The sequence below is a fragment of the Pseudomonas sp. TE3786 genome (assembly GCF_054057335.1).
Map to the genome: position 1 here is coordinate 150,914 of NZ_JBSRZF010000006.1, position 25,928 is coordinate 176,841.

24 protein-coding genes are annotated in these 25,928 nt (G+C 61.8%); 6 read left to right on the forward strand and 18 right to left on the reverse strand.

All coding sequences use genetic code 11. The features are described from left to right. Window positions 1-21: 21 nt before the first annotated feature. The 8 genes from ACVW0Y_RS09410 to ACVW0Y_RS09445 form a co-directional block, all read right to left on the reverse strand. Complete coding sequence (locus ACVW0Y_RS09410; RefSeq protein WP_457437761.1) at window positions 22-423, reverse strand: ExbD/TolR family protein; 402 nt, start codon at window positions 421-423, stop codon at window positions 22-24. Next, entirely contained in the window at window positions 423-1,130 is a 708-nt protein-coding gene (locus tag ACVW0Y_RS09415) for a MotA/TolQ/ExbB proton channel family protein (protein ID WP_457437762.1), read from the reverse strand. Before ACVW0Y_RS09415 ends, ACVW0Y_RS09410 begins: the two co-directional genes overlap by 1 nt. A gap of 67 nt (window positions 1,131-1,197) precedes the next feature. Further along, the gene (locus ACVW0Y_RS09420) at window positions 1,198-2,007 is read right to left on the reverse strand and encodes an energy transducer TonB (RefSeq protein ID WP_457437764.1); all 810 of its coding nucleotides are present in this window, start codon (window positions 2,005-2,007) and stop codon (window positions 1,198-1,200) included. Window positions 2,008-2,672: 665 nt separating this feature from the next. Continuing rightward, a complete protein-coding gene (ycaC, locus tag ACVW0Y_RS09425) occupies window positions 2,673-3,290 on the reverse strand; it encodes an isochorismate family cysteine hydrolase YcaC (protein WP_457437765.1) in 618 nt (205 codons plus the stop codon). Window positions 3,291-3,345: 55 nt separating this feature from the next. Further along, window positions 3,346-5,184 (reverse strand): amidohydrolase, encoded by a 1,839-nt coding sequence (locus ACVW0Y_RS09430; protein ID WP_457437909.1) that lies wholly within the window; start codon window positions 5,182-5,184, stop codon window positions 3,346-3,348. Between the two features lie 145 nt (window positions 5,185-5,329). Beyond that, the gene (locus ACVW0Y_RS09435; RefSeq protein WP_457437767.1) at window positions 5,330-5,902 is read right to left on the reverse strand and encodes an antibiotic biosynthesis monooxygenase; all 573 of its coding nucleotides are present in this window, start codon (window positions 5,900-5,902) and stop codon (window positions 5,330-5,332) included. A 36-nt stretch (window positions 5,903-5,938) separates the two neighbouring features. Then, window positions 5,939-6,361 carry a DoxX family protein gene (locus tag ACVW0Y_RS09440; RefSeq protein WP_457437768.1) on the reverse strand — a complete coding sequence of 141 codons (423 nt, stop codon included), beginning with the start codon at window positions 6,359-6,361 and terminating at the stop codon, window positions 5,939-5,941. 211 nt (window positions 6,362-6,572) lie between these two features. Further along, window positions 6,573-6,851 (reverse strand): hypothetical protein, encoded by a 279-nt coding sequence (locus tag ACVW0Y_RS09445; protein ID WP_108097280.1) that lies wholly within the window; start codon window positions 6,849-6,851, stop codon window positions 6,573-6,575. A 182-nt stretch (window positions 6,852-7,033) separates the two neighbouring features. On the opposite strand from ACVW0Y_RS09445, the gene ACVW0Y_RS09450 reads away from it, so the two are divergent. Beyond that, window positions 7,034-8,059, forward strand: coding sequence for a patatin-like phospholipase family protein (locus ACVW0Y_RS09450; protein ID WP_457437770.1), 1,026 nt, complete (start codon window positions 7,034-7,036; stop codon window positions 8,057-8,059). A gap of 133 nt (window positions 8,060-8,192) precedes the next feature. Here the strand turns inward: ACVW0Y_RS09450 and ACVW0Y_RS09455 are convergent, their stop codons facing one another. The 6 genes from ACVW0Y_RS09455 to ACVW0Y_RS09480 form a co-directional block, all read right to left on the reverse strand. After that, window positions 8,193-8,882: a response regulator gene (locus ACVW0Y_RS09455; RefSeq protein WP_457437772.1), complete on the reverse strand. Its 690-nt coding sequence runs from the start codon at window positions 8,880-8,882 to the stop codon at window positions 8,193-8,195. Further along, window positions 8,879-11,524 (reverse strand): DUF4118 domain-containing protein, encoded by a 2,646-nt coding sequence (locus ACVW0Y_RS09460; RefSeq protein WP_457437773.1) that lies wholly within the window; start codon window positions 11,522-11,524, stop codon window positions 8,879-8,881. The genes ACVW0Y_RS09455 and ACVW0Y_RS09460 overlap by 4 nt, the downstream gene beginning before the upstream one ends. A gap of 168 nt (window positions 11,525-11,692) precedes the next feature. Then, window positions 11,693-12,244, reverse strand: a complete 552-nt coding sequence (kdpC, locus tag ACVW0Y_RS09465; protein ID WP_457437775.1) for a potassium-transporting ATPase subunit KdpC — start codon at window positions 12,242-12,244, stop codon at window positions 11,693-11,695. 10 nt (window positions 12,245-12,254) lie between these two features. Continuing rightward, on the reverse strand, window positions 12,255-14,291 hold the full coding sequence (gene kdpB, locus ACVW0Y_RS09470) for a potassium-transporting ATPase subunit KdpB (protein WP_457437777.1): 2,037 nt from the start codon (window positions 14,289-14,291) through the stop codon (window positions 12,255-12,257). Window positions 14,292-14,303: 12 nt separating this feature from the next. Beyond that, complete coding sequence (gene kdpA, locus ACVW0Y_RS09475; protein WP_457437779.1) at window positions 14,304-16,001, reverse strand: potassium-transporting ATPase subunit KdpA; 1,698 nt, start codon at window positions 15,999-16,001, stop codon at window positions 14,304-14,306. Window positions 16,002-16,011: 10 nt separating this feature from the next. Then, the gene (locus ACVW0Y_RS09480) at window positions 16,012-16,101 is read right to left on the reverse strand and encodes a K(+)-transporting ATPase subunit F (RefSeq protein WP_457437781.1); all 90 of its coding nucleotides are present in this window, start codon (window positions 16,099-16,101) and stop codon (window positions 16,012-16,014) included. A gap of 339 nt (window positions 16,102-16,440) precedes the next feature. On the opposite strand from ACVW0Y_RS09480, the gene ACVW0Y_RS09485 reads away from it, so the two are divergent. The 3 genes from ACVW0Y_RS09485 to xopAW all read left to right on the forward strand — a co-directional run bounded on the left by ACVW0Y_RS09485 (window position 16,441) and on the right by xopAW (window position 19,106). Then, the gene (locus ACVW0Y_RS09485) at window positions 16,441-17,184 is read left to right on the forward strand and encodes a response regulator (protein ID WP_457437782.1); all 744 of its coding nucleotides are present in this window, start codon (window positions 16,441-16,443) and stop codon (window positions 17,182-17,184) included. Next, window positions 17,184-18,263: a sensor histidine kinase gene (locus ACVW0Y_RS09490; protein ID WP_457437784.1), complete on the forward strand. Its 1,080-nt coding sequence runs from the start codon at window positions 17,184-17,186 to the stop codon at window positions 18,261-18,263. Before ACVW0Y_RS09485 ends, ACVW0Y_RS09490 begins: the two co-directional genes overlap by 1 nt. A 267-nt stretch (window positions 18,264-18,530) precedes the next feature. Further along, on the forward strand, window positions 18,531-19,106 hold the full coding sequence (xopAW, locus tag ACVW0Y_RS09495) for a XopAW family type III secretion system calcium-binding effector (protein WP_457437785.1): 576 nt from the start codon (window positions 18,531-18,533) through the stop codon (window positions 19,104-19,106). An 87-nt stretch (window positions 19,107-19,193) separates the two neighbouring features. Here the strand turns inward: xopAW and ACVW0Y_RS09500 are convergent, their stop codons facing one another. From ACVW0Y_RS09500 to ACVW0Y_RS09515, 4 genes are all read right to left on the reverse strand, one after another. Then, the gene (locus ACVW0Y_RS09500) at window positions 19,194-20,564 is read right to left on the reverse strand and encodes a DUF1329 domain-containing protein (protein ID WP_457437786.1); all 1,371 of its coding nucleotides are present in this window, start codon (window positions 20,562-20,564) and stop codon (window positions 19,194-19,196) included. Between the two features lie 28 nt (window positions 20,565-20,592). Next, on the reverse strand, window positions 20,593-22,545 hold the full coding sequence (locus ACVW0Y_RS09505; RefSeq protein WP_457437788.1) for a DUF1302 domain-containing protein: 1,953 nt from the start codon (window positions 22,543-22,545) through the stop codon (window positions 20,593-20,595). A gap of 369 nt (window positions 22,546-22,914) precedes the next feature. Then, on the reverse strand, window positions 22,915-23,382 hold the full coding sequence (locus ACVW0Y_RS09510) for a DUF3859 domain-containing protein (protein WP_457437790.1): 468 nt from the start codon (window positions 23,380-23,382) through the stop codon (window positions 22,915-22,917). Between the two features lie 72 nt (window positions 23,383-23,454). Further along, window positions 23,455-24,474 (reverse strand): amidohydrolase family protein, encoded by a 1,020-nt coding sequence (locus ACVW0Y_RS09515; protein WP_457437910.1) that lies wholly within the window; start codon window positions 24,472-24,474, stop codon window positions 23,455-23,457. Window positions 24,475-24,591: 117 nt separating this feature from the next. Between ACVW0Y_RS09515 and ACVW0Y_RS09520 the strand changes: the two genes are divergently transcribed. Both ACVW0Y_RS09520 and ACVW0Y_RS09525 read left to right on the forward strand, forming a co-directional pair. Next, window positions 24,592-24,993 (forward strand): OsmC family protein, encoded by a 402-nt coding sequence (locus ACVW0Y_RS09520; RefSeq protein WP_457437791.1) that lies wholly within the window; start codon window positions 24,592-24,594, stop codon window positions 24,991-24,993. Window positions 24,994-24,999: 6 nt separating this feature from the next. Further along, window positions 25,000-25,863, forward strand: a complete 864-nt coding sequence (locus ACVW0Y_RS09525; RefSeq protein ID WP_457437793.1) for a pirin family protein — start codon at window positions 25,000-25,002, stop codon at window positions 25,861-25,863. The last annotated feature ends 65 nt before the right edge of the window (window positions 25,864-25,928 follow it).

The following is a 25,928-nucleotide window of genomic DNA, read 5'->3' on the forward strand; positions in this document are numbered from 1 at the left end:
GAAGAAGGGCAGCCAAAACTGTTAACGCGCAGTGATCACCGACAACTTGGTAATCCCTGCCCGTTCGATGGAGGCCATGGCCTTGGCTACCTGGCCGTAGTCCACCTTCTCGTCAGCCTGCAACTGCACGCGCAGCTCGGCATCTTTGGCCTTGGCGGTTTCCAGGTTGCTTTGCAGCAGCTCCAGCTGAACTTCGTCTTTGTTGATAAAGAATTTGCCTTCGCCGTCGATGCTCACCACCAGCGGATCCTTCTGCTCGACCGGGGCCACGGCCTCGGTCTTGGGCAGGTTGATCGGGATGGCGTTGGTCAGCAGCGGCGCGGTGACGATAAACACCACCAGCAGCACCAACATCACATCCACCAGCGGCGTTACGTTGATCTCGCTAAGCACTTCATCGCTGTCTTGAGTGGAGAAGGCCATTACGACGCCTCCTTCACTTTCTGGGCGGCGGCTTTGCCGCCTGGCAGTTGGATCAGTTTGAACGAGGATTTCTGCGCCAGGCTGTAGAAGTCATGGGCGAAATCGTCGAGGTCGGCGGAGTTCAGTTTCAGGCGACGCAGGAAGTAGTTGTAAACCAGCACCGCAGGTACTGCGACGGCGATACCCACGCCGGTGGCGACCAGGGCTGCACCGATAGGACCGGCCACGGTTTCCAGACTGGCGGAGCCGGCGGCGCTGATGCCTTTGAGGGCTTCCATGATGCCCCACACGGTGCCGAACAGGCCGATAAAGGGCGAGGTACTGCCAATCGAGGCCACTACTGCCAGGCCCGATTCGAGGGAGCGGCGCTCACGCTGAATCTGCTGACGCAGGGCGCGTTCCAGGCGATCCTGGTGGTTGATGGCCTGGCTCAGGTCCTGAGCTTGCTCATGCACCTGAATCGCGCCGAAACCGGCTTGGGCAACGCGGGACACTGCGCCTGGCTGGGCATTCACCAACTCGGCGGCACCGTCGAGGCTGGAGGCGCCCCAGAACAGTTTCTGGAACTTGCGATCCTGGCTTTTCAGGCGACCGAACTGCAGGGCCTTCAACAGGGCCAGACCCCAGGTGACTACGGAGAAGCCAACCAGCAGCCAGATAACTGCGCTTTCAATCGATTCGAGGGGGGATGTCGCCAGTAAGCTCATGATTCAACTCTCTCTCTGTAAATTTTTAGCTCTGTAAATTTCTAGTGACGCTTGTTCGTAAGTGCCGTTAATGCGGCAACTTGAATTCCAGCGGGACGCTGACCCAACCATCGACGGCGTTACCGCCCTGTTTCGAAGGCACGAAGGTCCAACGCTTCACCGCTTGTACTGCTGCCTTGTCCAGTAGCTCGCGGCCGCTGGAGGTTTGAATCTGAATCTCTGCCGGGCTGCCGTTGGCCAGCACATGCACCCGTAGCAACGTGACCCCTTCCCAACCCCGGCGTTGTGCCAGCGATGGATACTCCGGCAGCGGGTTCTTCAAATACGCCGCGTTGGAGGGCGGTGTTGGTGGAGCCGGTGGCGCTGGTGGAGCGGGTGCAGGTGCCGGTGCAGCAACTGGCGGTGGTGCAGGCGCTGGTGGCGGCGGCTCTACCGGCTTGGGTACTGGCTTGGGCGGCGGTGTCGGTTTCGGCTTGGGAATTGGTTTCGGTGCCGGTTTGGCGGCCAGTTCATCCACTACCGGTGGTGGCGGCTCGACCACAGGCGGTGGTGGCGGTGGAGGTGGCGGCGGTTCGACCACCGGCGGTGCCGGCCGGGTGAACTCGATTTCCATCGGCGGAATCTCCGGCGGTATCACCGGTAGCGGCGGCGTGGTCTGCTGATTCAACCAATAGATCAGACCGCCATGGGCGACCACGGCGAGAATTGCCAACAGCACTTTTTCACGACGGCTGAGGGCGCCGACCGGAGCGACGTGATGACGACGGCTGTGCGCCAGTGGCTCGCGATGGCGATGGCCGAGATCGACCAGATCAGCACTGGCCGGTGCCTTCTGCCACAGCCGCTGCGTTGTCGCGGCGGTTTGAACATTGCCCATGTAGAACTCCTTGGGATTGCTTGTTCCCGCTGGCCAACAGCACAGTGGCCAACGAGCACTCGACAGGGCAAAAAGGCCATTGCAGAGCGGTCTTAAGGTGTTGGGGGCAATGATTGGGGATAGGGCTTATCTCAAAAAGTAACTTTTTCCTATTTTGTAATAACACTATGGAATTAAGATTTTTAAGTTACTGATATTTATAGCTATTTTATTTATAGGCAGCGAAAGGCATAAAAAACATGCTTTTTAGGCATCGAAATCAGGCGACCGGCAACCACTGCTGGGCTTGATACGGTATTCGTCGAGAAATTCTGGGTCCCAGCCTGGATGACGGTGCTCGGGAGCAAAACCTCCGTCGTCCCAGCGCAGGCTGGGACCCAGAGTCGCGCAGAAGTACGCCGTTCGCTGCCGCAAACGAATATCTCGTTTTTGATCTACCGCGGGTGATCTTGATCCCCCCGCCCCGTTGGCGAAGGCCTAATGGAGGGGATGCGCAGGTGAACGCGAGGCAGGAGCCGAGCGAGGCGCGTAGGGCCAAGGTTAGGCCAAGCCCTTTTTTGGTTAATTTTCAGCTGGTCCGGCACTCCGGCGACTGCTGAAAAGCAACTCGCGCGTAAGGCGCAAAACCAACAGCGCGCCTCCCGAAAGAGGCGCGCCCACCACCATCAGCTCTTCTGCGAATAGCTCTGCATCAAATTGGCGTACGCCGGCAGATGCCCGCCGAGAATCGCCCCAAAGCCTTCAATGTCATTACGCCAATCGCGCTGCAACTCACAGCCCACAGCAAACCAGTTCATCAACTGCGCACCCGCCTCCACCATGCGGCTCAAGGCAGACTCACGCACCAGCGGGTTGAAGGTGCCCGACGCATCGGTCACCACAAACACATCAAAGCCCTCCTCCAGCGCCGCCAGCGTCGGGAACGCCACGCAGACATCGGTGACCACCCCGGCAATGATGATCTGCTTGCGGCCCGTCGCCTTCACCGCCGCCACGAAGTCCGCGTTGTCCCAGGCATTGATCTGCCCCGGCCGCGGGATATACGGCGCATCCGGAAACTTGGCTTTCAGCTCCGGCACCATCGGGCCGTTGGGGCCGTTTTCGAAGCTGGTGGTGAGGATGGTCGGCAGTTTGAAGAACGCGGCGATGTCGGCCAGGGCCAGCACGTTGTTCTTGAACTCGTCGGGGGTGAAGTCGCGGACCAGCGAGATCAGGCCGGCCTGGTGGTCGACCAGCAGGACCACGGCGTTGTCTTTGTCCAAGCGGTTGTATTTCTTGCTCATGATGACTCCTTGAAATGCCGGGCCCGCGATCGGGCCCGAAGGTTAAAACCCGGATTCAGAAGGCGAAGCAGGAACAGCCGAACGCACCCCAGAAACCCTGGTGATCACTGACCGGCGCCGACGACAGACGCGCCTTTTCGTGGCTATGGGAATGCACACCGCACGGCCCGGAACATTGATGCACGGCAGCCGCCAATGCCGTTTGCTGGCGCCAGTGGCCAGGCACTTTCACCACTGGTGACCAGTCCGGGGTGACCGGCAAGGCGGGTGGCGCCAGTTTGTCGAAGTCGCCTGTGCCGTAGACGATCTTGCCGTCCACCACCGTGAGTACCGACTCGATCCACTTGATCGCTTCTTCCTCGACGCTGAAGAAATCCGCCGACAGCGCCACCAGATCCGCCAGCTGGCCGACTTTGATCTGGCCCTTTTTGCCCTGTTCGGTGGAGAACCAGGCGCTGCCGTGGGTGAACAGTTGCAGCGCGGTTTCCCGTGGCAGGCCTTCGGGGTACAGCTCCAGACCACCGACGGTTTTACCGCTGACCATCCAGTACAACGAGGTCCAGGGGTTGTAGCTGGACACCCGGGTGGCATCGGTGCCGCCGCCTACCGGCACGCCTTCGCTGAGCATGCGTTTGATCGGTGGCGTGGCTTCGGCGGCTTGCTTGCCGTAGCGGTCAACGAAGTATTCGCCCTGGAACGCCATGCGGTCCTGCACCGCGATACCGCCGCCAAGGGCACGTACGCGCTCGATGTTTTTCGGTGTGATGGTTTCGCAGTGGTCGAAGAACCAGTGCAGGCCATTGAAGGGAATATCGCGGTTGACCTTCTCGAACACGTCGAGCATGCGCGAGATCGATTCGTCATAGGTGGCGTGCAGGCGGAACGGCCAGCGCTGTTCCACCAGATGGCGGACCACCGGCTCCAGTTCCTGCTCCATGGTTTGCGGCAGGTCCGGGCGCGGTTCAAGGAAGTCCTCGAAGTCGGCCGCCGAAAACACCAGCATTTCCCCGGCGCCGTTGTGACGGAAGAAGTCGTTGCCATCACCCGGTTTGACGATCTGCGTCCAGTTCTTGAAGTCCACCAACTCTTCTTTGGGTTTCTGGGTGAACAGGTTGTAGGCGATGCGCACGGTGAGCTGGTTGTTGGCGGCCAGCTCGCGGATCACCTGGTAGTCATCCGGGTAGTTCTGGTAACCGCCGCCGGCGTCGATGGCACTGGTCACGCCCAGGCGGTTGAGCTCGCGCATAAATTGCCGGGTGGAGTTGACCTGGTATTCCAGCGGCAACTTCGGCCCCTTGGCCAGGGTGGAATACAGAATCATCGCGTTGGGGCGCGCCACCAGCATGCCGGTGGGTTCGCCATTGGCGTCTTTGACGATTTCGCCGCCCGGTGGATTGGGCGTGTCACGGGTGTAGCCGACCACCTTGAGCGCAGCGCGGTTAAGCAGCGCACGGTCGTACAGGTGCAGGACGAATACCGGGGTATCCGGTGCGGCTTTGTTCAGTTCTTCAATGGTCGGCAGGCGCTTTTCGGCGAACTGGAATTCGTTCCAGCCGCCGACCACCCTCACCCACTGCGGCGCCGGGGTACGGTCGGCTTGATCCTTGAGCATACGCAGGGCATCGACCAACGACGGCACGCCTTCCCAGCGCAGTTCCAGGTTGTAGTTGAGGCCACCGCGGATCAAGTGCAGGTGCGAGTCGTTGAGGCCGGGAATCACCGTGCGCTTTTGCAGGTCGACCACTTGCGTGGCACTGCCGCGCAGGGCCATGGCCTCGGCATCGCTGCCCACAGCAATAAATTTGCCGTCTTTGATGGCCACGGCGGTGGCGGTGGGTTTTTCCCGGTCGACGGTATGCAGACGGCCATTGAAAAGAATCAGATCGGCGTTCATCGGTGCTCCTGATGAGGTGGCGTAAGCGGAAAAAGGCAAAGCGGACCACAGCGCGCCAGCGGCGCCGAGCACCGAGCTGGCGGCGAGGAACTGGCGGCGGCCGGGCTCTTTGGGGGGCAGGTCATCAGCCATGGGTGGGACTCCTTCAGGCCTTGTTGAGCCAGGGGGCGAACAGGCGCGTCACCCGCGGCATAAAGACGTACACCACAAGCAAGACAATGCTCAGGGTGATCAGCACGCTGCTAGCCAGATAGCCAGACAAAAATGGCAGTTGTGCGAACAGGGGCCTCCACAACAGCGGCACGCCCATGCTCAGCGGCAGAATCACCAGAAAGGTCACGCAGGCTTGCTTCCAGCGCGGTGGCGGTTTGGCACCACCGATATCGTTGGGGGTAAACCAGAATTCGCGGTCGGCGTTGATTTCGGTCTGGTCGCCGTCGGCCAGCAGCGGCTCGACTTCGGCCACCAGGCGTCGACGGTCGGTGGAGTCCAGCCAGGCTTGCAGCAGGTCGGTGGAGGTAAAACGCAGCACGCAGGTGAACAGGGTCAGGCCCTGGCTATGGCCGCGCATCACATCGATGCCCAGGTGCCCGGCGTAACTTTTCGCCGTGGCGATAATGCGCCGCAGCCAGGCCTCATAGGCCTCGTCCTGGCCGGCTTTTACGCGATGGCGGACCAGCAAGGTGACCACCTCATCAAACAATTCCACGCTACTCATCGCGCGACGTTCTCCTTTGCAGTAAATGACAGGCCGTCACTGACGATAGACCAGCCCCGGCAAACGCCAAGACAGCGCGATGCGTCCAGGCCCGGCAATGAGCACGGAGCTGAACACCAGCGCCAGCAGCCAGGCGAACTGAGCCTCGGCCAGGCTCCATTCGGGGTGCACAAACAGCAGCGCCACCAACAGCACGGCAAGAATCGGCAGGCAGGCCAGGCGGGTGAACACGCCAAGGATGATCGGCAACGGGCACAGCACCTCGGCGAAGATCGCCAGGCTCAATGTCAGCTTGGCACCCAGGTGCCAGGGGTCTTCGATCAGGCTCAATTGCTCGTTGAAATGCAGCAGCTTGGGCAGGCCGTGTACCTGCAACAGCAACAACGAACCGGCCACCCGCAGCCATAGCAGGCCCCAGTCACTGGGCGTGAGAGCGGTGCGGGAAATGGGAGTGGCCATCGAGCGCTCACAGTCAGGTGGTTAGACCCTGATAGTGGGAGATGGCGATAGGAATGACTTGTATCGCTGTGCTGGATTTGTTGCGGCGGAATTGAGGCGTGTATTGCTCATCAAAAGCTCGCGGCTAAAGCCCCTCCCACAAAGGAACGCGATCTCTTGTGGGAGGGGCTTTAGCCGCGATGGTTTTTGATCTTAAAGGCGCTGGCGAAAATCAACGCCCGGCGCGGGATTCGCTGATATAGAAACGCGCTTTCTTGGCGTTCTTGGTGCAGCTTTCGTAGCCTTCGAATTGTTGCGAGGTCTTGGCGCCAGTCAGCAGCGTCAGGGCTTTGGAGTAGCTCACGGTGCCGGAAAAACCTTCGGCCTTGGCGATATCCAGCTCGCGCCAGGCGGCGTCCGACTGCGCCGCGCAGCTGTCGCGGTAGGCGGTTTTCGCGGCACAACCGGACAACGCCAGCACCATCAGGGGTAAGCAGATCCAGGCTTTCATTGCTTTTGCTCCAAGAGAAAAGAAACAGCGAAAAAAGGGTAGTTGAACGCGCGTAAAGCTCTGACGCCAACCACAGAAAAAAGTGCGACTAAGCGCAGCGGCCATGGCGACTTGCCTTGGCAGGTGGAGGCCTGCACGCGTATGGTCGGGAAACCGCCGGCGATAGTAATCAGGAGCAGGTAATGAGTAAACGTGTAGCGCTGGTGCTGGGTGCGGGGGGCGCACGGGGGTATGCCCATATTGGTGCCATCGAGGAGCTGGAGCGGCGCGGCTACGAGATCGCCTGCATTGCCGGTTGTTCCATGGGCGCGGTGGTCGGCGGCATCTACGCCACCGGCAAGCTGCCGGAATACCGCGCCTGGATTGAAAGCCTGGATTATCTCGATGTTCTGCGCCTGCTCGACGTGAGCTTTCGCCTGGGGGCGATTCGCGGCGAAAAGGTCTTCGGCCGAATTCGCGAGATGGTCGGCGAGATCAATATCGAAGACTTGCGCATCCCCTACACGGCGGTGGCCACCGACCTCACCTTTCAACAGGAAATCTGGTTCCAGCAGGGCAACCTGCACCAGGCCATGCGCGCCTCGGCGGCCATTCCCAGCCTGTTCACCCCGGTGATCCAGGGCAAACGCATGCTGGTCGATGGCAGCCTGCTCAACCCCCTGCCCATCGTGCCGGTGGTGGCCAGCCACTGTGACCTGATCGTCGCCGTCAACCTGAACGCCAATGGCCAGCGCCACTATCAACTCCCCGTGATCGAACGCCCGGCCGCGTTCAAGAACAAGCTCGATGGTTTGATGGGCTCGCTCGGTTCGCGCATGCCCTTCCGACGCAAGCTGCCCGAGCCTGGGGAAGAAATCGCCCTACTGGAAGCGGCCGCGCGCGCCGAGCCCAATCCGTGGCTCGACCCACCAGCGGCAGCGCCCTCCCCGCGCCCCGACGAGAGCCCGACGCCGAACTCGGCCAGTGGTTCGCGGGTGGCCGAGACGGGCAGCCCGGCGTCGTTGCTGGAGTTGGTAAACCAGAGTTTCGAGGTGATGCAGACGTCGTTGGCGCAATACAAGATTGCCGGGTATCCGCCGGATATTCTGGTCAACGTGCCACGGCGGGCGTGTCGGTTTTTCGAGTTCTACAAAGCGCCGGAGTTGATCGAGTTGGGGCGGATCATTACCAGCGATACCCTGGATCGGTACGAAGAAGAAAACGGCTAGAGCTGGGGATGGTCGTTTGCTTCGTCGCGGCTAAAGCCCCTCCCACAAGGACCTCCGTTTGCCGACGAAACATATTGCCCTGTGGGAGGGGCTGTAGCCGCGAGCGTTTGATCTTGCAGGGCGCATATTGGCCCTACGCTTTAAGGCGGTAACCCACCCCCGCCTCCGTACAGATAAACCGCGGACCCGCCGGATCATCCGCCAACTTCTGCCGCAAATGCCCCACCACCACCCGCAAATAATGGGTGTCCTCCACATGGGTTGGCCCCCAGATATCCTTGAGCAACTGCTGCTGCGTCACCACCCGCCCCACATGCTGCGCGAGCTGCGCCAGCACCGCGTATTCCTTGCGCGTCAGGCTCACCTCCACACCATCCAGGGTCACCAATCGATAGGCAAAATCCACCGTCAGCGGCCCAACCGTAACGGAGGCCTGCGGGCTATCGCCAGTCTGCGCCTGGCGCAACAACGCCCGCACCCGGGCAAGAAATTCCTGGATGCCAAACGGCTTGGTCACGTAGTCGTTGGCACCGTTATCCAGCGCCTTGACCTTCTCCCCTTCACTGGCGCGCACCGACAGCACCAGCACCGGTACCTGCGACCATTCGCGCACTTCGCTGAGTACCTGCTGGCCGTCCATATCCGGCAAGCCGAGGTCAAGTACCAGCAGGTCCGGTTTGGCCAGGGCGGCCTGGGCCAGGCCCTCGCTGCCGGTGGCGGCTTCGAGCACGTTGTAGCCTTGGGCGGCGAGGCTGATGCGCAGGAATTTGCGAATCTGCGGCTCGTCGTCGATCAACAGAATGGTGCTGGCGTTGCTGGTCATAGGAGGTCGTTATCGGCGCTGGGTTGCGGGTGCAGGGGCAAGTGTAGGGTCAAGCTGGCGCCGCGCCCATCCAGACCTTCGCCGACTGTCACTCGACCACCATGGGCACCCAGCATGCCCTGACAGATGGCCAGGCCCAGACCGGTGCCCTGCCCGCCTCGGTCACCACGGGCGGCGGTGTAGAACATGTCGAAAATTTTCGCCCGTTCAGCCTCGGGAATGCCCGGCCCCTGGTCGCTGACGACGATGCGCAGTTCGCTGGCGTCGCTGTCCACGGCCACCCGCAGACGGCCCTGGGTCGGCGAGAAACGCGCGGCGTTTTCCACTACGTTGATCAGCGCCTGTTCGATCAGCGCCGCATGCACGTAAAGCAACGGCAGCTCCGTCGGTACCTGGGTTTCCACGTTCAGCGGTGCCAGCAACGGGCGCAGGCGCTGCAGGGCGCTGGCGACGATATCCACCGGTGCCACCCAGTCGCGGGCCAGTTTCAGCCCGCCGTGGCCGAGGCGGGTCATGTCCAGCAGGTTCTGGATATAGCGGTCCAGGCGCTCGGCTTCATCGCGGGTGCTTTCCAGCAGTTCGATGCGGTCGCTGTGGGGCAGTTGGCCGTCGAGGGTCAGCAGGCTGTCGATGGCACCGCGCATGGCGGTGAGTGGCGTGCGCAGGTCGTGGGATACCGAGGCCAGCAAGGCGCTGCGCAGTTGTTCGGTTTCGCCATGCAGGCGTGCGGCTTCCAGGTCCTGGGCCAGTTGCGCACGGGCCAGGGCCTGGGCCAGGGGTTGGCCCAGGGCGCTGAGCAAACGGCGGCGCTCGATGGAAAGCGGCTGCTGGTTCTTCGGGCTGACGCCAAGCAACAGCAGCGGGCCGTCTTCGCCCGACAACGGCCACCACCACCAGCGTCCGCTGGGTAAGGTGTCAGTACCCAGGCCGGCAGCCTGGTCGTGTTGCCAGGCCCATTCGGCGGCCATCTGCTCGGCCTCGCTGAGGGCACCTGTCACCCCGCCTTCGACTTGCCACTGACCATCGCCCGCACGGCCCAACAAGCAGATGTCGATATCGCTCCAACCGGCCAGCTGCTGGCTGGCTGCCAACACCACCGCCTGGCGGTCGGTGGCGGCGGTGAGTTTGCGCGATAGATCGAGCAGCGCCGCGGTTTCACTCTGGGTTTCACGCAACACCCGCAGCTGCCTGCGCTGGCGTGCCGCCAGGTTGCCGGTGAGGGCCGCCATCAGCAGAAAAAACAGCAGGGTCAGGACATCTTCGTGGCGGTGAATGGCCAGGGAGAAATGCGGTGGAATAAACAGAAAGTCATAGGCCAGAAACGACAGCACGGCACTCAGCAACGCCGGCCCGGAACTGGTGCGCACCGCCACCAGCAATACCGCCGCGAGCAGCACCAGAGAGATATTCGGCAACGGCAAAACCTGCGCCACGGCCCAGGCCACCAGAGTGGCTACGGCGGTGGCGGCGACGGCCAGCAGATAATCGCCGCGCTGCAGAGGATGCCGGGCCCGTGGCGTGCGTGGACGGCGTTCGAGCACGCCATCGAGCACGCTGATTTCCAGGCCATTGCCATGGCGTAACAAGCGCTGCGCCACCCCGGCACCGAGCCAGCGCTGGCGGCTGCGGCCGACCAGAATCAGGCTGGCGCGACGCTCGCCGGCGTGCTGGATAAGGGTTTTCGCCACTTCGCCGGCGCGCAGCGTGACCACTTCACCACCGAGGCGCTCGGCCAATTGCTGCGCCGTCTGCAAACGTGCGCGGGCCTGCTCGTCGCGCGCCGCACCGGTGTCGACATGCACCAGGCTCCAGGGCAGATGACGACGCTCGGCCACCCGACAAGCGTGGCGCACCAGGCGCTCGGCCTGGGTATCGGCGTCGATCCCCACTAACAACCGTCCGCGCACGGTCGGCGCGTCCTGGCCGAGTTGGCGGTAGCCCTGATTGAGGTCGGCATCCACCCGTGCGGCGGCGGTTTGCATCGCCAGTTCGCGCAGGGCGGTGAGGTTGGTCTGGCTGAAAAAGGCGTCGATGGCGGCGCGCGCCTGTTCGGGTACATACACCTTGCCGTCGCGCAGACGTTCCAGCAGTTCCCGCGGCGGCAGGTCGACCAGCAGCAGCTCGTAGGCTTCCTGCAGTACCCAGTCGGGCACGGTTTCACGCACCTGCACACCAGTGATGGCCTGCACCTGGTCGTTGAGGCTTTCGATATGTTGCACGTTGACGGTGGTGTACACGTCGATACCGGCGGCGAGCAGATCCTGCACGTCTTGCCAGCGCTTGGCGTGACGGCTGCCGGGGACGTTGGTGTGGGCCAGTTCGTCGATCAACGCCAGTTTCGGTGGCTTGGCCAGCAGGCCATCGAGATCCAGTTCGCTAAGCTGCATGCCACGGTAATCGAGGCGCTTCAGCGGTTGCTGCGGCAAGCCCACCAGCAAGGCTTCGGTTTCGGCGCGGGAATGGGTTTCCACCACCCCGGCGCGCAGGTCGACGCCCTGGCGCAGCTGGGCCTGGGCGGCCTGCAGCATGGCGTAGGTTTTGCCCACGCCGGGGGCGGCACCGAGGAACACCTTGAGGCGGCCTCGACCATTGCGGGTATCTACCTCGGCCAGCAAAGCATCGGCCCGTTCGCTATCGCTCATGGTGCTCCATAGATTTCAGCCCTTCCCCCGTCATCCCAGTACAGGCTGGGATCCAGCGGTCCGCCGATGCGGGTTTTTCAGGGGAATGCGTTCACCACACAATTCTGGATCCCAGCCTGCGCTGGGATGACGGGGGTTGGTGTTGCGGCATAGAGCAGCACCCTACGTTTATTGCGGTTGTTCTGCCAGCGCGAGGTTGAGGGCCAACACGTTCACCACTTCCGGCCCAATCAACGGCCGCTGGGTGTTCTGTTCGACCAGGCGTTTTAGCGCATCAGCGCTGATATGGCGCGCCTCGGCAATCCGGCTGATCTGGTACTGCGCCGCCGCTACCGGCAGGTCCGGGTCCAGGCCGCTGCCGGAGGTGGTGACCAGTGCCATGGGCACCGCGCCCTGCCCGGCCACGGCGAGTTTTTCGCTGTCGCCGGCAATCCGCTCACGCAGCGCCGGGTTACTTGGAGCCAGGTTGCTGGCACCGCTGGAAACGGTGGCAAAGCTGCCAGCCGAGGGCCGCGATTGAAACCACTGCGCGCCGTCAAAGGGTTGCGCAATCAGGCTGGAGCCACGCAGGTGGCCCTGGTTGTCGTGTATCAGGCTGCCATTGGCTTGTTCGTTGAAGGCCAACTGGGCGACCCCGGTGATGGCCAGCGGATAAGCCACCCCGGTGAGCAGGGTCATCAAGGCAATCAGGCTGACGGCAGGACGTAGATAGCTGTTCATGATGGTTTCCTCAGGCCAGACCAATGCTGGTCAGTAGCAGGTCGATCAATTTGATCCCGATAAAGGGTGCCAGCAGACCACCGACGCCATAGATCAGCAGATTACGGCGCAGCAGGCTGGCAGCATCCACCGCCTCCACTCGCACCCCGCGCAAGGCCAGGGGCACCAGGGCGATGATGATCAGGGCGTTGAACACGATGGCCGAGAGAATCGCGCTCTGCGGGCTTTGCAGCTGCATGACGTTAAGCACGCCCAACTGCGGATAGATGGTGGTGAACAGCGCCGGCAGAATGGCGAAGTACTTGGCTACGTCGTTGGCGATGGAAAAGGTGGTTAGCGCACCTCGGGTCACCAGCAGTTCCTTGCCCACTTGCACCACATCCAGCAACTTGGTGGGGTCGGAATCCAGGTCCACCAGGTTGGCCGCTTCCCGGGCTGCCTGGGTGCCGTCGTTCATGGCCATACCGACGTCCGCCTGGGCCAGCGCCGGAGCATCGTTGGCACCGTCGCCACACATGGCGACCATCTTGCCGTCAGCCTGTTCGGCACGGATGCGCGCCAGCTTTTTCTCCGGAGTGGCTTCGGCGATCACATCGTCCACGCCGGCTTCAGCGGCAATGGCAGCGGCAGTCAGGGGGTTGTCGCCGGTCACCATCACCGTGCGAATACCCAGCTGGCGCAGCTCGGCAAACCGTTCACGAATGCCTGGTTTGACCACGTCTTTAAGGTGGATGGCACCGAGCAGTTTGCCGTCGGCACAGACCAGCAACGGCGTGCCGCCGCTCTGGGCGATCTTGTCGATTTCCCGCGACAGCACCGCCGGCATTTCCCGGCGCTGCATGCCGATAAAATTCAGCAGCGCATCCACCGCGCCTTTGCGGTACACACGGCCATTGAAGTCCACGCCGGACAGACGGGTTTCCGCACTGAAGGGAATGGCCTGCACCGCGTCGCGGGCCGGCTCGGTCATCGGGTGCAGGCCGCGCAGGTATTCGACGATGGACTTGCCTTCCGGGGTGTCGTCGGCCAGCGAGGCCAGCAAGGCACCTTCGGCCAGTTCCTTGCCGCTGATGCCGGGGGCGGCATACAGGGCGCTGCAACGGCGATTACCGAAGGTGATGGTGCCGGTCTTATCCAGCAGCAGCACATGCACGTCACCGGCTGCCTCCACGGCACGCCCGGATTTGGCAATCACATTCAGGCGCACCAGGCGGTCCATGCCGGCGATACCGATAGCCGACAGCAGGCCGCCGATGGTGGTGGGAATCAGGGTTACCAGCAGAGCCACGAGAAACACCAGGGGCAGCGCGCCGCCGGAATAGATGGCAAACGGCTGCAGGGTGACCACCACCAGCAGGAAGATCAGGGTCAGGCCGATCAGCAGAATATCCAGCGCCACTTCGTTGGGGGTCTTCTGCCGTTTGGCGCCTTCCACCAGGGCGATCATGCGATCCAGGGTCGACTCGCCGGGGTTGACGCTGATGCGCACCAACAACCAGTCCGACACCACCTGGGTGTTGCCGGTCACGGCCGAGCGATCACCGCCGGACTCACGAATCACCGGGGCCGATTCACCGGTGATCGCCGCCTCGTTGACCGCGGCAATGCCCTCGATCACTTCGCCATCGCCAGGAATCATTTCGCCGGCTTCAACCCGCACTACTTCACCTTTACGCAAGGACGCAGCGGGTACGGTTTCAAAGCTGCCGTTGTGCAAACGACGCCGCGCGAACAACCCTACCGAGCCAGCCCGCAGGCTGTCGGCGCGGGCCTTGCCACGGCCTTCGGCGAGGGCTTCGGCAAAGTTGGCAAATAGCACGGTGAACCACAGCCACAGGGCGATCTGCACAGCGATAAAGGTCGGCACCGGTTGCCCCGGCAAGCCGCACAGCACGGTGGTGAATATGGCGGTGAGCTCCACCACCAGCATCACCGGCGAGCGCACCAGTTGGCGCGGGTCGAGTTTGACGAAAGCCTGGATCATCGCCGCCTGCCACTGGTTACGTGGTTTGCTCGGCACACTCGGTATCTGGGTTTTAGCGTTCATGGCAAATCCTTGTTAATGACCCAACAGGCTGAGGTGTTCGGCCACCGGCCCGAGGGCCAGTACCGGCAGGAAGGTCAAACCACCCACCAGCAAAATGGTGATGGTCAGCAGGCTGACAAAAAGCGGGCCGTGGGTCGGGAAACTGTTCTGCCCCACCGGCACCCGGCGCTTGGCCGCCAGACTGCCGGCAATCGCCAGCACCGGCAGGATGTAGCCGAAGCGGCCGAGCAGCATGGCCAGGGCGATCATCAGGTTGTGATACGGCGTGTTGGCGCTGAAGCCACCGAAGGCCGAGCCGTTGTTGGCGGTGCCGGAGGTGTAGTTGTAGAGAATCTGGCTGAGCCCATGGGCACCGGGGTTGCTCACCGAGGCGTTGGCAAGCGGCAGCACCGCGGTCAGGGCACCGAGCACCAGTACGCCCAATGGCATCACCAGCAGGGTCAGCACCAGCAGGCGCACTTCGCGGGCTTCAAGTTTCTTGCCGAGGTATTCCGGGGTGCGCCCCACCATCAGGCCGCAGAGGAACACGGCGATCAGCACGAACAGCAACATGCCGTACAGGCCAGCGCCAACACCGCCGAAAATCACCTCCCCGACCATCATGTTGAACATCGGCACCAGGCCACCCAGGGCGCTGAAGCTGTCGTGCATGGAGTTCACCGAGCCGCTGGAGGCAGCGGTGGTGGCCACGGCCCAGAGTGCCGATGCACCGATACCGAAACGGCTTTCCTTACCTTCCAGCGAGCCGCTCTGCTCGATATTCAGGCCGGCCAGCGCCGGGTTCGGTTGCAGCTCGCTGTACAGCGTCACGCCAACCCCGAGCAGCAACAGAATCAGCATGCAGGCGAGAATCGCGCGGCTCTGGCGCAGATCTTTGACGTAGTGGCCAAAGGTGAACACCAGCGCTGCGGGAATCAGCAGAATCGAGGCCATCTCGAACAGGTTGCTCCACACCGTCGGGTTCTCGAACGGGTGCGCCGAATTGACGCCGAAGAAGCCACCGCCATTGGTGCCCAGTTGCTTGATCGCGATCTGGCTGGCGGCCGGGCCCAGTGGCAGGCTTTGTTCGCCGCCTTGCAGGGTCATGGCGTCAACGTAGTGGCTGAAGGTTTGCGGCACGCCCTGCCACACCAGGAATAACGCCAGAGCGATACACAGCGGCAGCAAGCCATAGAGGGTGCCGCGGGTGAGGTCGACCCAGAAGTTGCCGAGGGTCTGGCTGGAACGCCGGGAGATGCCACGGCACAGAGCGACCAGTACGGCCAGGCCGGTAGCGGCACTGACAAAGTTCTGTACGCCCAGGCCAACCATCTGGCTGAAATAGCTGAGGCTGGCTTCGCCGCTATAGGCCTGCCAGTTGGTGTTGGTGACAAAGCTCACCGCGGTGTTGAACGCCAGGGTCCATTCCAGACCCGGCATGTGTTGTGGGTTGAGCGGCAGCACGCCCTGCGCCAGCAGAATGGCGAACAACAGCAGCAGGCCGGCCAGGTTGAAGGCCAGCAGCGCCAGGGTGTAGCTTTTCCAATCCTGTTCCTGGCTGGCATCGACGCCTGCCACCCGGTAGCTGAAACGCTCCACCGGCTGCAACAGCGGCGACAGCCAGGTACGCTCGCCCTCCATCACCCGGTAGTAAAAACGCCCGAGCCAGGGTGCCGGCAACAGCACCAGAGCAAAGAAAGCCAGCAGCAGTAAAACGATATGACTGTCCATGGTCGACTCCTCAGTTACGGCCGGCGCGCAACAGCGCGATCAGCAGGTAAATGAACAGTCCGCTGGCCAGCAGCAGGGACAACCCGTCCAGAAGGTGCATGAATAGTTCTCCGTCATACGGCAAATGCCGCCTGGGGAGAATTGTCCGGACAAGGGGTGTAAAGGCACGAGATACAAAGGGCGGCGTGGGCGTAAAGAACCCGTAAAAAACACCCGGATTGCCTTCTGTAGGAGCGGCTTCAGCCGCGATTGGCCGGGCCTGCACACAGGGTTGTTGAAGATCAACAGCATCGCGGCTGAAGCCGCTCCTACGAGGGATGCGAGCGCGCCTGTGGTTTTGTACCAAACTGGATACAGTAACGACATGTTGTCGATACGCCCCACCCTCAGCATGGCGCCCGCACGCCACCTGCCCCATGTATTACGGAGTCCTCGCCCGATGGAAGCCCTTAACGAACGGGACGTCCGCTCAAGAACTACCCGCGCACTGATCGTCGACGACAATATCGAGCTGCGCGAGCTGCTTAGTGGTTATCTGACCCGTTTCAATATCGCCAGCGAAGCCGTCGGCGACGGTAACGGCATGCGCAAGGCCATGGCCGCCAGCCGCTTCGATGTGATCATTCTCGACCTGATGCTGCCCGGTGAAGACGGCCTGGAGCTGTGCCGCGAACTGCGCAGCAGCTCGGACATCCCGATTCTGATGCTTACCGCGCGCTGCGAGCCGACCGACCGCATCATCGGCCTGGAACTGGGTGCCGATGACTACATGGCCAAGCCCTTCGAGCCCCGCGAGCTGGTGGCACGGATCCAGAGCATCCTGCGTCGCGTACGCGATGACCGCGACGTGCAGCGCCCCGATGAACGTTCCAGCATCCGTTTCGATGACTGGCAACTGAATGGCGTGCTGCGCCAGCTGCAGGCCCCCGATGGTCTGGTGGTGCCGCTGTCCAACGCCGAGTTCCGCCTGCTCTGGGTGTTCCTCGAACGCCCCCGCCGGGTGCTGAACCGCGAGCAATTGCTGGACGCCGCCCGCGGCCGCTCGATCGAAGCCTTCGACCGCAGCATCGACTTGCTGGTATCGCGACTGCGACAGAAACTGGGCGACGATCCCAAGTCGCCGCGCCTGATCAAAACCGTGCGCGGTGAGGGCTATCTGTTCGACGCACGAGAGATTGGTTGATGCGTTCTGCCGACACCCTGTTCGCCCGCCTGTTTGGCATGTTGCTGCTGTCCATCGTGCTGGCGCATTTGCTCGCCTTTGCCTGGTTCAGTCAGTACGGCAACCCGCAGTTTCGCGGCCCGCAACAGGGGCCGCCCGCGCCGACCTCTGCCGAGCAGCAGTCGCACCCTGGGCAACCGCCGATGGATGGCCGCCAGCCACCGCGTCCTGGCCAGGGCCCGGGCCCCGGACCACTCACCGGTCCGCTGGTACCGCTGTTGTTCCAGATGCTCACCCTGGTGATCGCCGGCTGGTTTGGTGCCAAGTTGCTGAGCCGGCCGATTCAGCGCTTATCCGAGGCCGCCGAGCGCCTGGCGGAAAATCTCGACGCCCCGCCACTGCCGGAAGAAGGCCCGTTCGAAGCGCGCCAGGCCGCGCGCACCTTCAACAGCATGCAGCAACGCATTCGTGAACAGGTGAAACAGCGCGGACGCATGCTCGCGGCGGTGTCCCACGACCTGCGCACGCCGCTGTCGCGGCTCAAGCTGCGTCTGGAACAGGTGCCCAACGCCCACCTGCGCGAACGCATGGGCCAGGACCTGTCGGAAATGATCGACATGCTCGACGCTACCCTGCGCTACCTGCACGAACAGCGCGCCACCGAGGCGCTGCAATGGTTCGACGTGCAGGCACTGGTGGAATCGCTGACCGAAAACGCCCAGGACCAGGGCGCGGATGTCACCCTGCAAGGCCATTGCGCGCCACTGCGGGTGCAACCCCTGGCGCTGCGCTCGGCCATCAGCAACCTGCTCAACAATGCCCTGCGCTACGCCGGCCACGCCCGTATTGAAATGCACGACCAGCACAACGTTATTGAAGTGCACGTGTGCGACCACGGCCCGGGCATTGCCCCGGAACAGCGTGAAAGCGTGTTCGAACCCTTCTTCCGCGTCGAAGGCTCGCGCAACCGTAACTCCGGCGGCGTCGGCCTGGGCCTGACCATTGCCCGCGAAGCGGCGCAGCGCCAGGGCGGGGATATTTCCCTGCGCGAGACCAAGGGCGGCGGGTTGACCTGCGTGTTGCGGTTGCCACGGCAATAAGGCTCGTCGGGGTGTGTTACCGATGCATCTGCGCACCTGGATCCCAGCCTGCGCTGGGATGACGGTGAAGGAGGCAAAAACCTCCGGCGTCCCAGCGCAGGCTGGGACCCAGAATCTTGACTGTTTACACCTTCTCACCCAAAACGAGCCCGCCGCATTTTGTAGAGGTAACGATACAAACTGCACACACCGCCGACATAGAGCGCCCGGAGTCTGCCATCACCGAAGAAACCGTCTTCGGGTTCCAACTTCACAGGAGCGACTCCCATGATAAGTGGTGTCAGCGGTTACTCGAGCTACGCCTATAGCTCGACAGCCAGCTCACGTAGCAGCAGTTCGAGTAGCAGCAGTGCTACCGGTAGCGTGGGTGGGGCAACGGATGCGCAGGAGAAACTGTTCAAGCTGCTCGATAGCAATAGCGACGGCAGCGTGGACAAAGATGAACTGACGACGGCGTTGAGCAAGGCCCAGGAAAGCGATTCCAGCCTGGGCAGCATCGATATCGACGATCTGTTCGCCCAACTGGACGCCAATAGCGACGGCAGTATCGATCAGGATGAAACCGCCGCCCTGGCCCCGCCTCCTCCACCGCCTTCGGCCGGTGCTAGCGACAGCGACGAGCTGTTCAGCCAGTTGGACGCCGATGGTGATGGCAGCATCAGCAAAGACGAACTGAGCACCCTGCTCAGCGCCACCGACAGCTCCAGCAGCACCTCCAGCAGCGCCGACAGCGACAAGAACGCGCTGTATGCCAGCCTGGTGCAAGCGTTGATGAAGCAGTATGAAACGGGCGCGGGTTACACCGCTTCCAGCGTGGGAAGCCAGATCAGCATCGCCGCTTGATTGCTTTGCTGGACAAACAACAAGGGCGCCGATTGGCGCCCTTGTTGTTTCAGTCCCCATTCCCCCGTAGGAGCGGTGGAGCTTGGTTTACCTGGAAGCCTTACGCCGCAACGCCGCCGGGCTGAAGTTGGCTTCATCCGGCGACGGCTTGCTGAAGTCGGCGGTGCCGGGTTCTTCGTTGTCCAGCCACTGCACGCTGTAGCGGCGTGCCTGCAGGTCGTGGAAGGTGTCCAGCGCGGTCCACACAGCCGGCAGCTCGTAGAAGCTTTTCAGGTAGGCCATCGACACCCGCCACAGCTCACCACGCCCGTCGTACTGGTCAACCACGGCAGCGCCCCAGCTGTCTTCGTCGAGGAACAGCGTGCGCTTGGAGTAGATATGCCGCGCGCCGGCTTTCAGCTTGCCTTCCACCACCCACACCCGGTGCAGTTCGTAACGGGTGTATTTGGGGTTGATATGGCCAGGCTTGAGCAGGTCGTCGTATTTCACCTCGGGGCTGGTGAGCAGGTAGTTGTTGTAAGGAATGTAGATTTCCTTTTTGCCCACCAGGGTCCAGTCATAGCGATCCGGGGCGCCGTTGTACATATCGGTGTCGTCGGCGGTTTTCAGGCCGTCGGAGGCTTCGATCGGCGTGTCGTAGGCCAGGGTCGGGGCACGGCGCACGCGGCGCTGACCGGGGTTGTAACCCCAGGCCTGACGCGGTTCCTTAACCTGGTCGAGCATCTCCTGCACCAGCGCACCATTGCCGGCCAGACGCGCTGGCGCGGTGGTAAAGGTCATGTAGTAGAACAGCGTGTTATTCAGCTCGCTGTAGTTGCTCTTGGGGTTGTAGAAACGGAACAGCGCTTCGTCCTGAGAGGTCACCAGCGAGTACTGACCATTGCGTTGCACACCGGCCTCGGCGGAACGGCGAATCACGTAGGTGCCGCGGTAGCGCACGACATGGTTCCACACCGCTTCCACGCCGCTTTGCGGAATCGGGAACGGGATGCCGCCATAGGCGTCGGCAAAACCGTTACCGCCGTCCAGCACCTTGGCGCTGGTGGCGTTGTTGAAGGTGTTGTCGTAGATCCACTGCGGTGCCGAGCCGGTGCGGTGGGTCGGGTATACCGGAATCTGGAAGGTTTCCGGGTAGGCGTTGAACAGCGCGATCTGCCCTGCGGTCAGGTTGGCTTTGTACTGATCCAGGTTGCCTTTGGTGATGGTAAACAGCGGCTTCTCGCCGGCAAACGGATCGACATGGTGGGCACCCGGGCCTTTGTAGCCGGCCGGGGCTTGAGTCATGCCGCCGGTCCAGGCGGGGATGGTGCCAGCGGCGTTGCCGGCCTTCTCCGCGCCAAACGGCGTGAGGGTGGTTTTCAGCGTGGCGGCTTGCTGCGCAGTGACGCCCGCCAGGCTGTCGGTGGTACCCACGGCCAACAGAATGGCCGCGAGCAGCAGTGAGTTTTTATTCAACATGCACGGTTCTCCAGGATTCTGTCAGGCATCAAAACGAGTACTTGGCGCTTAACGACACGTTGTCGCGGTCGCGCATCGAGTTGTTGCGGCCGGCGCCGTAATACTCGGTGTACTGCAGACCCACTTCGAAGGCGTTCAGGTAGCTGGCATCCATCCCGAGGGTGTACGCCTTGCGGCCCTCGATAAAGTTGCCGGTACGGTCCGAGTTGCCCTGGAAGTCATCCTGATACACCACGTAGGGCGACAATTTCACCCCGGCATACACGTCGTTCCAGCTGCCGGAAAGCAGCAAGGTGTAGCCGTAGCTGTCGCGGCTGATCTGGTCGGAATCTTTGGCTTCGCCCACGTAGGCCTTGTCGGTGGTACTGGCGAACTTGCGCTCGGTGCCGTCGTAGGCGGTGTATTTCAGGCTGCTGCCACGGATATGTTGCGAAGCAACTTCTGCCACGCCCATCACCGAGTCAAAGCTGACCAGAGGGCCGAAGTTGTAGATGGTGGACAGCGAGATGTTGTAGGTCTCGGCGCGTTCGTAGTTTTCGAACAGCTGGGAGCGGCACAGTTGTTTGCCAGCGACGTCAGCACAGGCTTGATCGCCTGGGGCAGCGCTACTGATCAGAGACGATCCGTTGACGCCTTGGATCAGCAGGTCACCTAACAAGTCGTCCGTGGCGGCAATACTGATTGGCGCATTGGGACGATAGGCCACTTCACCGGAAAACGAGGCGTCACCCAGCGTCGTGTTGAAGCTGAAGCCATACATCCGGATGTCTTCAACATAGTCGCGGCGGGCCTGGGCGTTGCTCGCCAGGTCAAATGTTGCCAATGCCCCAGCGTAATTCGGGTCAATCCCGTTCAAGAAAAGATCGGTGCCCAGTGCATTGAGATCCACACCGTTATAGCGGGACAGATCAATCGCAATCTGCGGTTCTTTGGCGTGGTAGTTGACGAAGTAGAAACCGAATTCGGTGGAGTTCAACTCCTCTGCCACGTAGCGGAATGACACGCCATATTGACCACTGTCGTCGGCTTCGATGTCCTTGCCAATGTTGGCGACTTTGAATACTGCCGTGTCACCGTTCAAGTACGCATTTGGGCCTTGGGGCCCCATTCCCAAACCACCTGAGCCGAGAAACATGTTGTACAACGGCATCAGAGGTGCCAGCGCTTCATAGGTCGTATACGCCGTATTCCCTCCCTCGGCGAACAAGTCCGTATCACCAAAATAGGTACCCGCCGGGTCCAGCTGAGTCTCTTTCCACTTCCACTGGTAGAAGGCTTCCATGGACAGGTCTTCGGTCAGCCCGACGTTGAAGCTGAATGCCTCCATCGGTACCAATACTTCTTTCAGCTCGGAGCCCGGCAGGTGGAACTTGGCGGCGTCCACCGGGTTGATGGTGTTTACCCCACCGCGATAGAACACGCCCTCGCCCCAGCTGAGCACCTGACGGCCTACCTTGGCGGCCAGAGGTTTGTCGTAGATATCCCAGTTGCCCGACAGATAGGCGTCGAGAATCTGCGCCTTGCGCCCGGCGTTGTGGCGGGTGTCTTCGGTGAATTCGTTGTCGTTGGGGAAGTTCTGGCTGGGGCGCTCGACACCGTTGGTGGTGCCGTAATAGTCGTTGCGCTTGTCCATGATCTGCGTGTCGTAGAACGCGGTGCCGCGCACAAACAGGCCGTAATTCTGGTACTTGGCCGAGAGGTCGGAGGTGGCTTTGTAGACTTCCGATACCAGCCCGGTATCGAAGTTGCGGTTGCCGTCGTCGGCGTTGATATCGCCGATATTGCCTGGGTCGCGGCTCTGCACGCGCCACATCGAGCCGTATGACAGGGTGGTGTCCAACGAGCCGGTCACCTCGTTGTCGGCAAAGCTGAACTCCGCCCCCTGAACCGTCCCCGCTACCAGCAATGGCAACAGGGCCAACGCCGCTCCCGCCTGCCATGGGCGCACTTTCAACCTGGAAAAGCACACACGTGTGTTCATCGACAACGCTCCTTATTGGCCAAGATTATTCGGGAGGCTCTGCGGCCACCCTGTTTTTATTCGTCTCTCGGCTGCTGATGGCAGGCTAGGCACGCGCCCTTAGCCATCAACAGAAACTCCATCGGCCCATACCGCGTCGCCGTTGTCGGCGCGCCTTTATGTCTAATTGGTACGATAGTGCAGGCAAAGTAACAAAGTGTTGCCCTGCTGCCAACCGGTGAAAACAAAATAGCTGGTGTTTGCCAAATCGCGGCTGAAGCAGCTCCTACGGGTTGTGCGAAGAGTAGGAGCGGCTTCAGCCGCGATGCTTTTTGCCCAATAAAAAACCCGAGGCGCTGTGGCGGCTCGGGCTGGGTGTAGCGGCAAAAGTTATTGCACGGTGAAGGATTTCTGCGCCAACAGGCGATCGCCCTGGAACACCATAAAACGCCACTCGCCTTTGACCAGTTCGTTGTATTCGCTGAACTCGAAGGCCATTACATCCTGCGGCGCACCAACCACCAGTTTCTGCTCCACCACCAGCTTGTCGTGGCGGCCATCGGTCGACTGGATGCCGGGGGTGAGGTACAGCAGGGTCAGCGGGGTGTCGTCGGCGCGCTTGTTCAGCAAGGTGTAGCGAATGCCGAACTTGGTGCCCAGTTTGGCCGGGATGACATCCGTGTTGTGGATGGTTTGCTGGCTACGGGTAAGCACGCGCTCACCGGGCTGCAGGTCTTTGGCGGAGGTTTCGAAAATACCGAATTCCACCTGGCCATCGACGCGGACCTCGGCCGAGGCCAGCTGGCTCAAACCACACAGCAGCAAAGCTGCCAGCGAACTCATACGGATGACTTGCATATCGCGCTCCTTGTTTGGGGATCGCAGGAGCTTATGACCAACCAATGACAGACTGATGACAGCGGAAAAACATCAGCGCGGCGCGGGTTTGAGGTTGCGCGGCAAGACCTTGAGGAAGTTCTCCCGCGCCACGTTCTGCGCCACATCGGCTGGCAAGGCATCGAGAAACGGATCGAAGCCATGCATCTGCTCGCCGATATTTTCGAACTTGCCCACCACATCGGAGCCGAGCATAAAGCGTTCGGGAAAGCGTTTTACCAGCGCCAGCCACTCGCCATCAGGCTTGCCCTGTTCGTCCAATAAATACGGGCGCAGTACGCTCCAGGACAGGTCGATATACAGGTTCGGGTAGGTCTCGAGCAGGCGTTCCAGCGTTGGCCGGACAAAGTCCAGCTCGGTCTGGTGGCGGTGCAGCTCCATGCTGGTACCGGCATGGGCCCAGATAAACCGCGTGTGCGGATGATTGCGCAACGGCTCCTCCACCTCAGGCAGGTACAGCGGATTTTTCTCGCGCTTGGAGGTGATATTGCTGTGCAACAGCACCGGCATATCGTGCTCGGCGGCCAGGTGGTAGACCCGCGCCATGGCTTCGTTATTGGCCCGTGGCGTGTCGCCAGAGGTGATAGCGGTCAAATCGTCGTGACGGGTAAATACCTCGCCAATGCCTTGCCACAAACCGGGGTAGAGCTTGAGCAAACGTTCGATATGGGCGGCGGCGTTTTTGTCGACCGGATTGAAGCCGGAGATAAACGGGTGAAAGCGTTGGCGCTGCTGGTCGTTCAGATCGCCGAGGGCGGCGGCCACATAAAAGTCGGTGGCGCTGTACCAGTAGGCATCGGCATCGTCGCCGGCGTAGTAACGAGGGCGCTTGGGTTCGTCTTCGTGCCATTTCTTGGCCAGCGGAATCCCGGTGATCATCGCGTGGTCAACGCGGCTGGCATCCATCTGCTTGATCAGCACCTCCATGCCTTCGGTTTCCTGAAAGAAATCCACGTAATGCAGGTGGCCATCGGTGTAGTGGTAGTCGCGCGCCTGGCTTTGGCCGGCAATGGCCAACCAGGCGAACAGCAAGACGCTGGGCTTGAGAAAAATGGACAACGGTTCGCTCCCTGAAAATACGCGCCAAGCATAGACCCTGGGCTAGGCTTGCAGGTTCATGCCGGGCCAAGCAGGATGCCCTATCACGCCCTTTTAACCCAGAGAGTCGCTATGACCATCACTGTCACCAGTCAGTCCGCCAGCAGCTATCGCCATACCATCCAGATCGCCGAACTGGCACCACTGTTTACCGATATGCCCAGCGAATTGGGTGGCGAAAGCTCGGCGCCAGATCCCCATGACTATTTCGATACTGCCCTCGGTGCCTGCAAAGCCCTGACCGTTACCCAATATGCCCGCGCTCGGGGCATGCCGTTGACCGGTATCGAGGTGGCGGTGAGCCGTGACAACAGCAAAGAGCGCGAGGGCCATTACACGCTGAACGTCACCCTCACCCTACAGGGCAAACTCAGTGACGAGCAGCGCGCCAAGCTGCTGACGATTGCCGACAAATGCCCGGTGCACAAGCTGATGACCAGCACTGAAATCCACGTTGAAACTCAGCTGGGTTAACCCGCCATGGCCAGCCCGATAGTGATTCGCCCACGCCCGGAAAATGTCGAAGGGCAACCCATTCTGCGGCCCCTGCCTTCGGCGCAATGCCGCAGCGTCGGGCCCTTTGTGTTTTTTGACCATATCCTCAGCAACCGCTATGCGCCGGGCACCGGCATGAATGTGCGCCAGCACCCGCATATCGGCCTGTCGACCTTGAGCTACCTGTTCGACGGCGCACTGATCCACAAGGACAGCCTGGGTTCGGACCAGTACGTGGCGGCTGGCGATGTCAGCTATATGACCGCCGGCACCGGCATCGCCCATGTCGAACGCACGCCCAGCGAGCTGTGGCAAAGCGGCTCGCTGCTGCATGGTCTGCAGCTGTGGTTGGCGTTGCCCAAACACCTGGAGCAAGGCACGCCGAGCTACAGCCATCACGGCGTGGCTGAGCTGCCGGAAAGTGAGGCGCTGGGGGTGCGAATTCGCCTGGTGGCCGGCGAAGGCTTTTGCCTGAAATCGCCGGTACCGGTGCCCACCCCTACGCTGCTCGCCGATATTCACATGAGCACTGGCGCTGCGCAGTTTATTGCCGCCGAACACCAGCAACGGGCGTTGTACCTGGTCAGCGGCGAGGCGAGGCTGGAAGACCAGGAGCTGCAAACGCAGAGCATGTTGGTACTGCCGGAAGGTGAAACCTACACCCTGTTCGCCGAGAGCGATTGCCAGCTGATCATGGTCGGCGGCGAGCCTCTGGATGGGCCGCGGCGGATGAACTGGAATTTTGTTGCCAGTGATTCGACGTTGATCGATCGGGCGCGGGAAAAGTGGGCGGCGCGGGATTGGCCGACGGTGGCGGGGGAAACGGAGCGGATTGAGCTGCCGAGGTAACGGCGATCTCGTAGGAGCGGCTTTAGCCGCGATGCTTTTTTACGATCAAAAGCATCGCGGCTAAA

Excerpts from the sequence above, each read along its gene's own strand:
- ACVW0Y_RS09410 (WP_457437761.1), bottom strand. The coding sequence starts at position 423 with ATGGCCTTCTCCACTCAAGACAGCGATGAAGTGCTTAGCGAGATCAAC.
- ACVW0Y_RS09415 (WP_457437762.1), bottom strand. The coding sequence starts at position 1,130 with ATGAGCTTACTGGCGACATCCCCCCTCGAATCGATTGAAAGCGCAGTT.
- ACVW0Y_RS09420 (WP_457437764.1), bottom strand. The coding sequence starts at position 2,007 with ATGGGCAATGTTCAAACCGCCGCGACAACGCAGCGGCTGTGGCAGAAG.
- ycaC (WP_457437765.1), bottom strand. The coding sequence starts at position 3,290 with ATGAGCAAGAAATACAACCGCTTGGACAAAGACAACGCCGTGGTCCTG.
- ACVW0Y_RS09430 (WP_457437909.1), bottom strand. The coding sequence starts at position 5,184 with ATGAACGCCGATCTGATTCTTTTCAATGGCCGTCTGCATACCGTCGAC.
- ACVW0Y_RS09435 (WP_457437767.1), bottom strand. The coding sequence starts at position 5,902 with ATGAGTAGCGTGGAATTGTTTGATGAGGTGGTCACCTTGCTGGTCCGC.
- ACVW0Y_RS09440 (WP_457437768.1), bottom strand. The coding sequence starts at position 6,361 with ATGGCCACTCCCATTTCCCGCACCGCTCTCACGCCCAGTGACTGGGGC.
- ACVW0Y_RS09445 (WP_108097280.1), bottom strand. The coding sequence starts at position 6,851 with ATGAAAGCCTGGATCTGCTTACCCCTGATGGTGCTGGCGTTGTCCGGT.
- ACVW0Y_RS09450 (WP_457437770.1), top strand. The coding sequence starts at position 7,034 with ATGAGTAAACGTGTAGCGCTGGTGCTGGGTGCGGGGGGCGCACGGGGG.
- ACVW0Y_RS09455 (WP_457437772.1), bottom strand. The coding sequence starts at position 8,882 with ATGACCAGCAACGCCAGCACCATTCTGTTGATCGACGACGAGCCGCAG.
- ACVW0Y_RS09460 (WP_457437773.1), bottom strand. The coding sequence starts at position 11,524 with ATGAGCGATAGCGAACGGGCCGATGCTTTGCTGGCCGAGGTAGATACC.
- kdpC (WP_457437775.1), bottom strand. The coding sequence starts at position 12,244 with ATGAACAGCTATCTACGTCCTGCCGTCAGCCTGATTGCCTTGATGACC.
- kdpB (WP_457437777.1), bottom strand. The coding sequence starts at position 14,291 with ATGAACGCTAAAACCCAGATACCGAGTGTGCCGAGCAAACCACGTAAC.
- kdpA (WP_457437779.1), bottom strand. The coding sequence starts at position 16,001 with ATGGACAGTCATATCGTTTTACTGCTGCTGGCTTTCTTTGCTCTGGTG.
- ACVW0Y_RS09480 (WP_457437781.1), bottom strand. The coding sequence starts at position 16,101 with ATGCACCTTCTGGACGGGTTGTCCCTGCTGCTGGCCAGCGGACTGTTC.
- ACVW0Y_RS09485 (WP_457437782.1), top strand. The coding sequence starts at position 16,441 with ATGGAAGCCCTTAACGAACGGGACGTCCGCTCAAGAACTACCCGCGCA.
- ACVW0Y_RS09490 (WP_457437784.1), top strand. The coding sequence starts at position 17,184 with ATGCGTTCTGCCGACACCCTGTTCGCCCGCCTGTTTGGCATGTTGCTG.
- xopAW (WP_457437785.1), top strand. The coding sequence starts at position 18,531 with ATGATAAGTGGTGTCAGCGGTTACTCGAGCTACGCCTATAGCTCGACA.
- ACVW0Y_RS09500 (WP_457437786.1), bottom strand. The coding sequence starts at position 20,564 with ATGTTGAATAAAAACTCACTGCTGCTCGCGGCCATTCTGTTGGCCGTG.
- ACVW0Y_RS09505 (WP_457437788.1), bottom strand. The coding sequence starts at position 22,545 with ATGAACACACGTGTGTGCTTTTCCAGGTTGAAAGTGCGCCCATGGCAG.
- ACVW0Y_RS09510 (WP_457437790.1), bottom strand. The coding sequence starts at position 23,382 with ATGCAAGTCATCCGTATGAGTTCGCTGGCAGCTTTGCTGCTGTGTGGT.
- ACVW0Y_RS09520 (WP_457437791.1), top strand. The coding sequence starts at position 24,592 with ATGACCATCACTGTCACCAGTCAGTCCGCCAGCAGCTATCGCCATACC.
- ACVW0Y_RS09525 (WP_457437793.1), top strand. The coding sequence starts at position 25,000 with ATGGCCAGCCCGATAGTGATTCGCCCACGCCCGGAAAATGTCGAAGGG.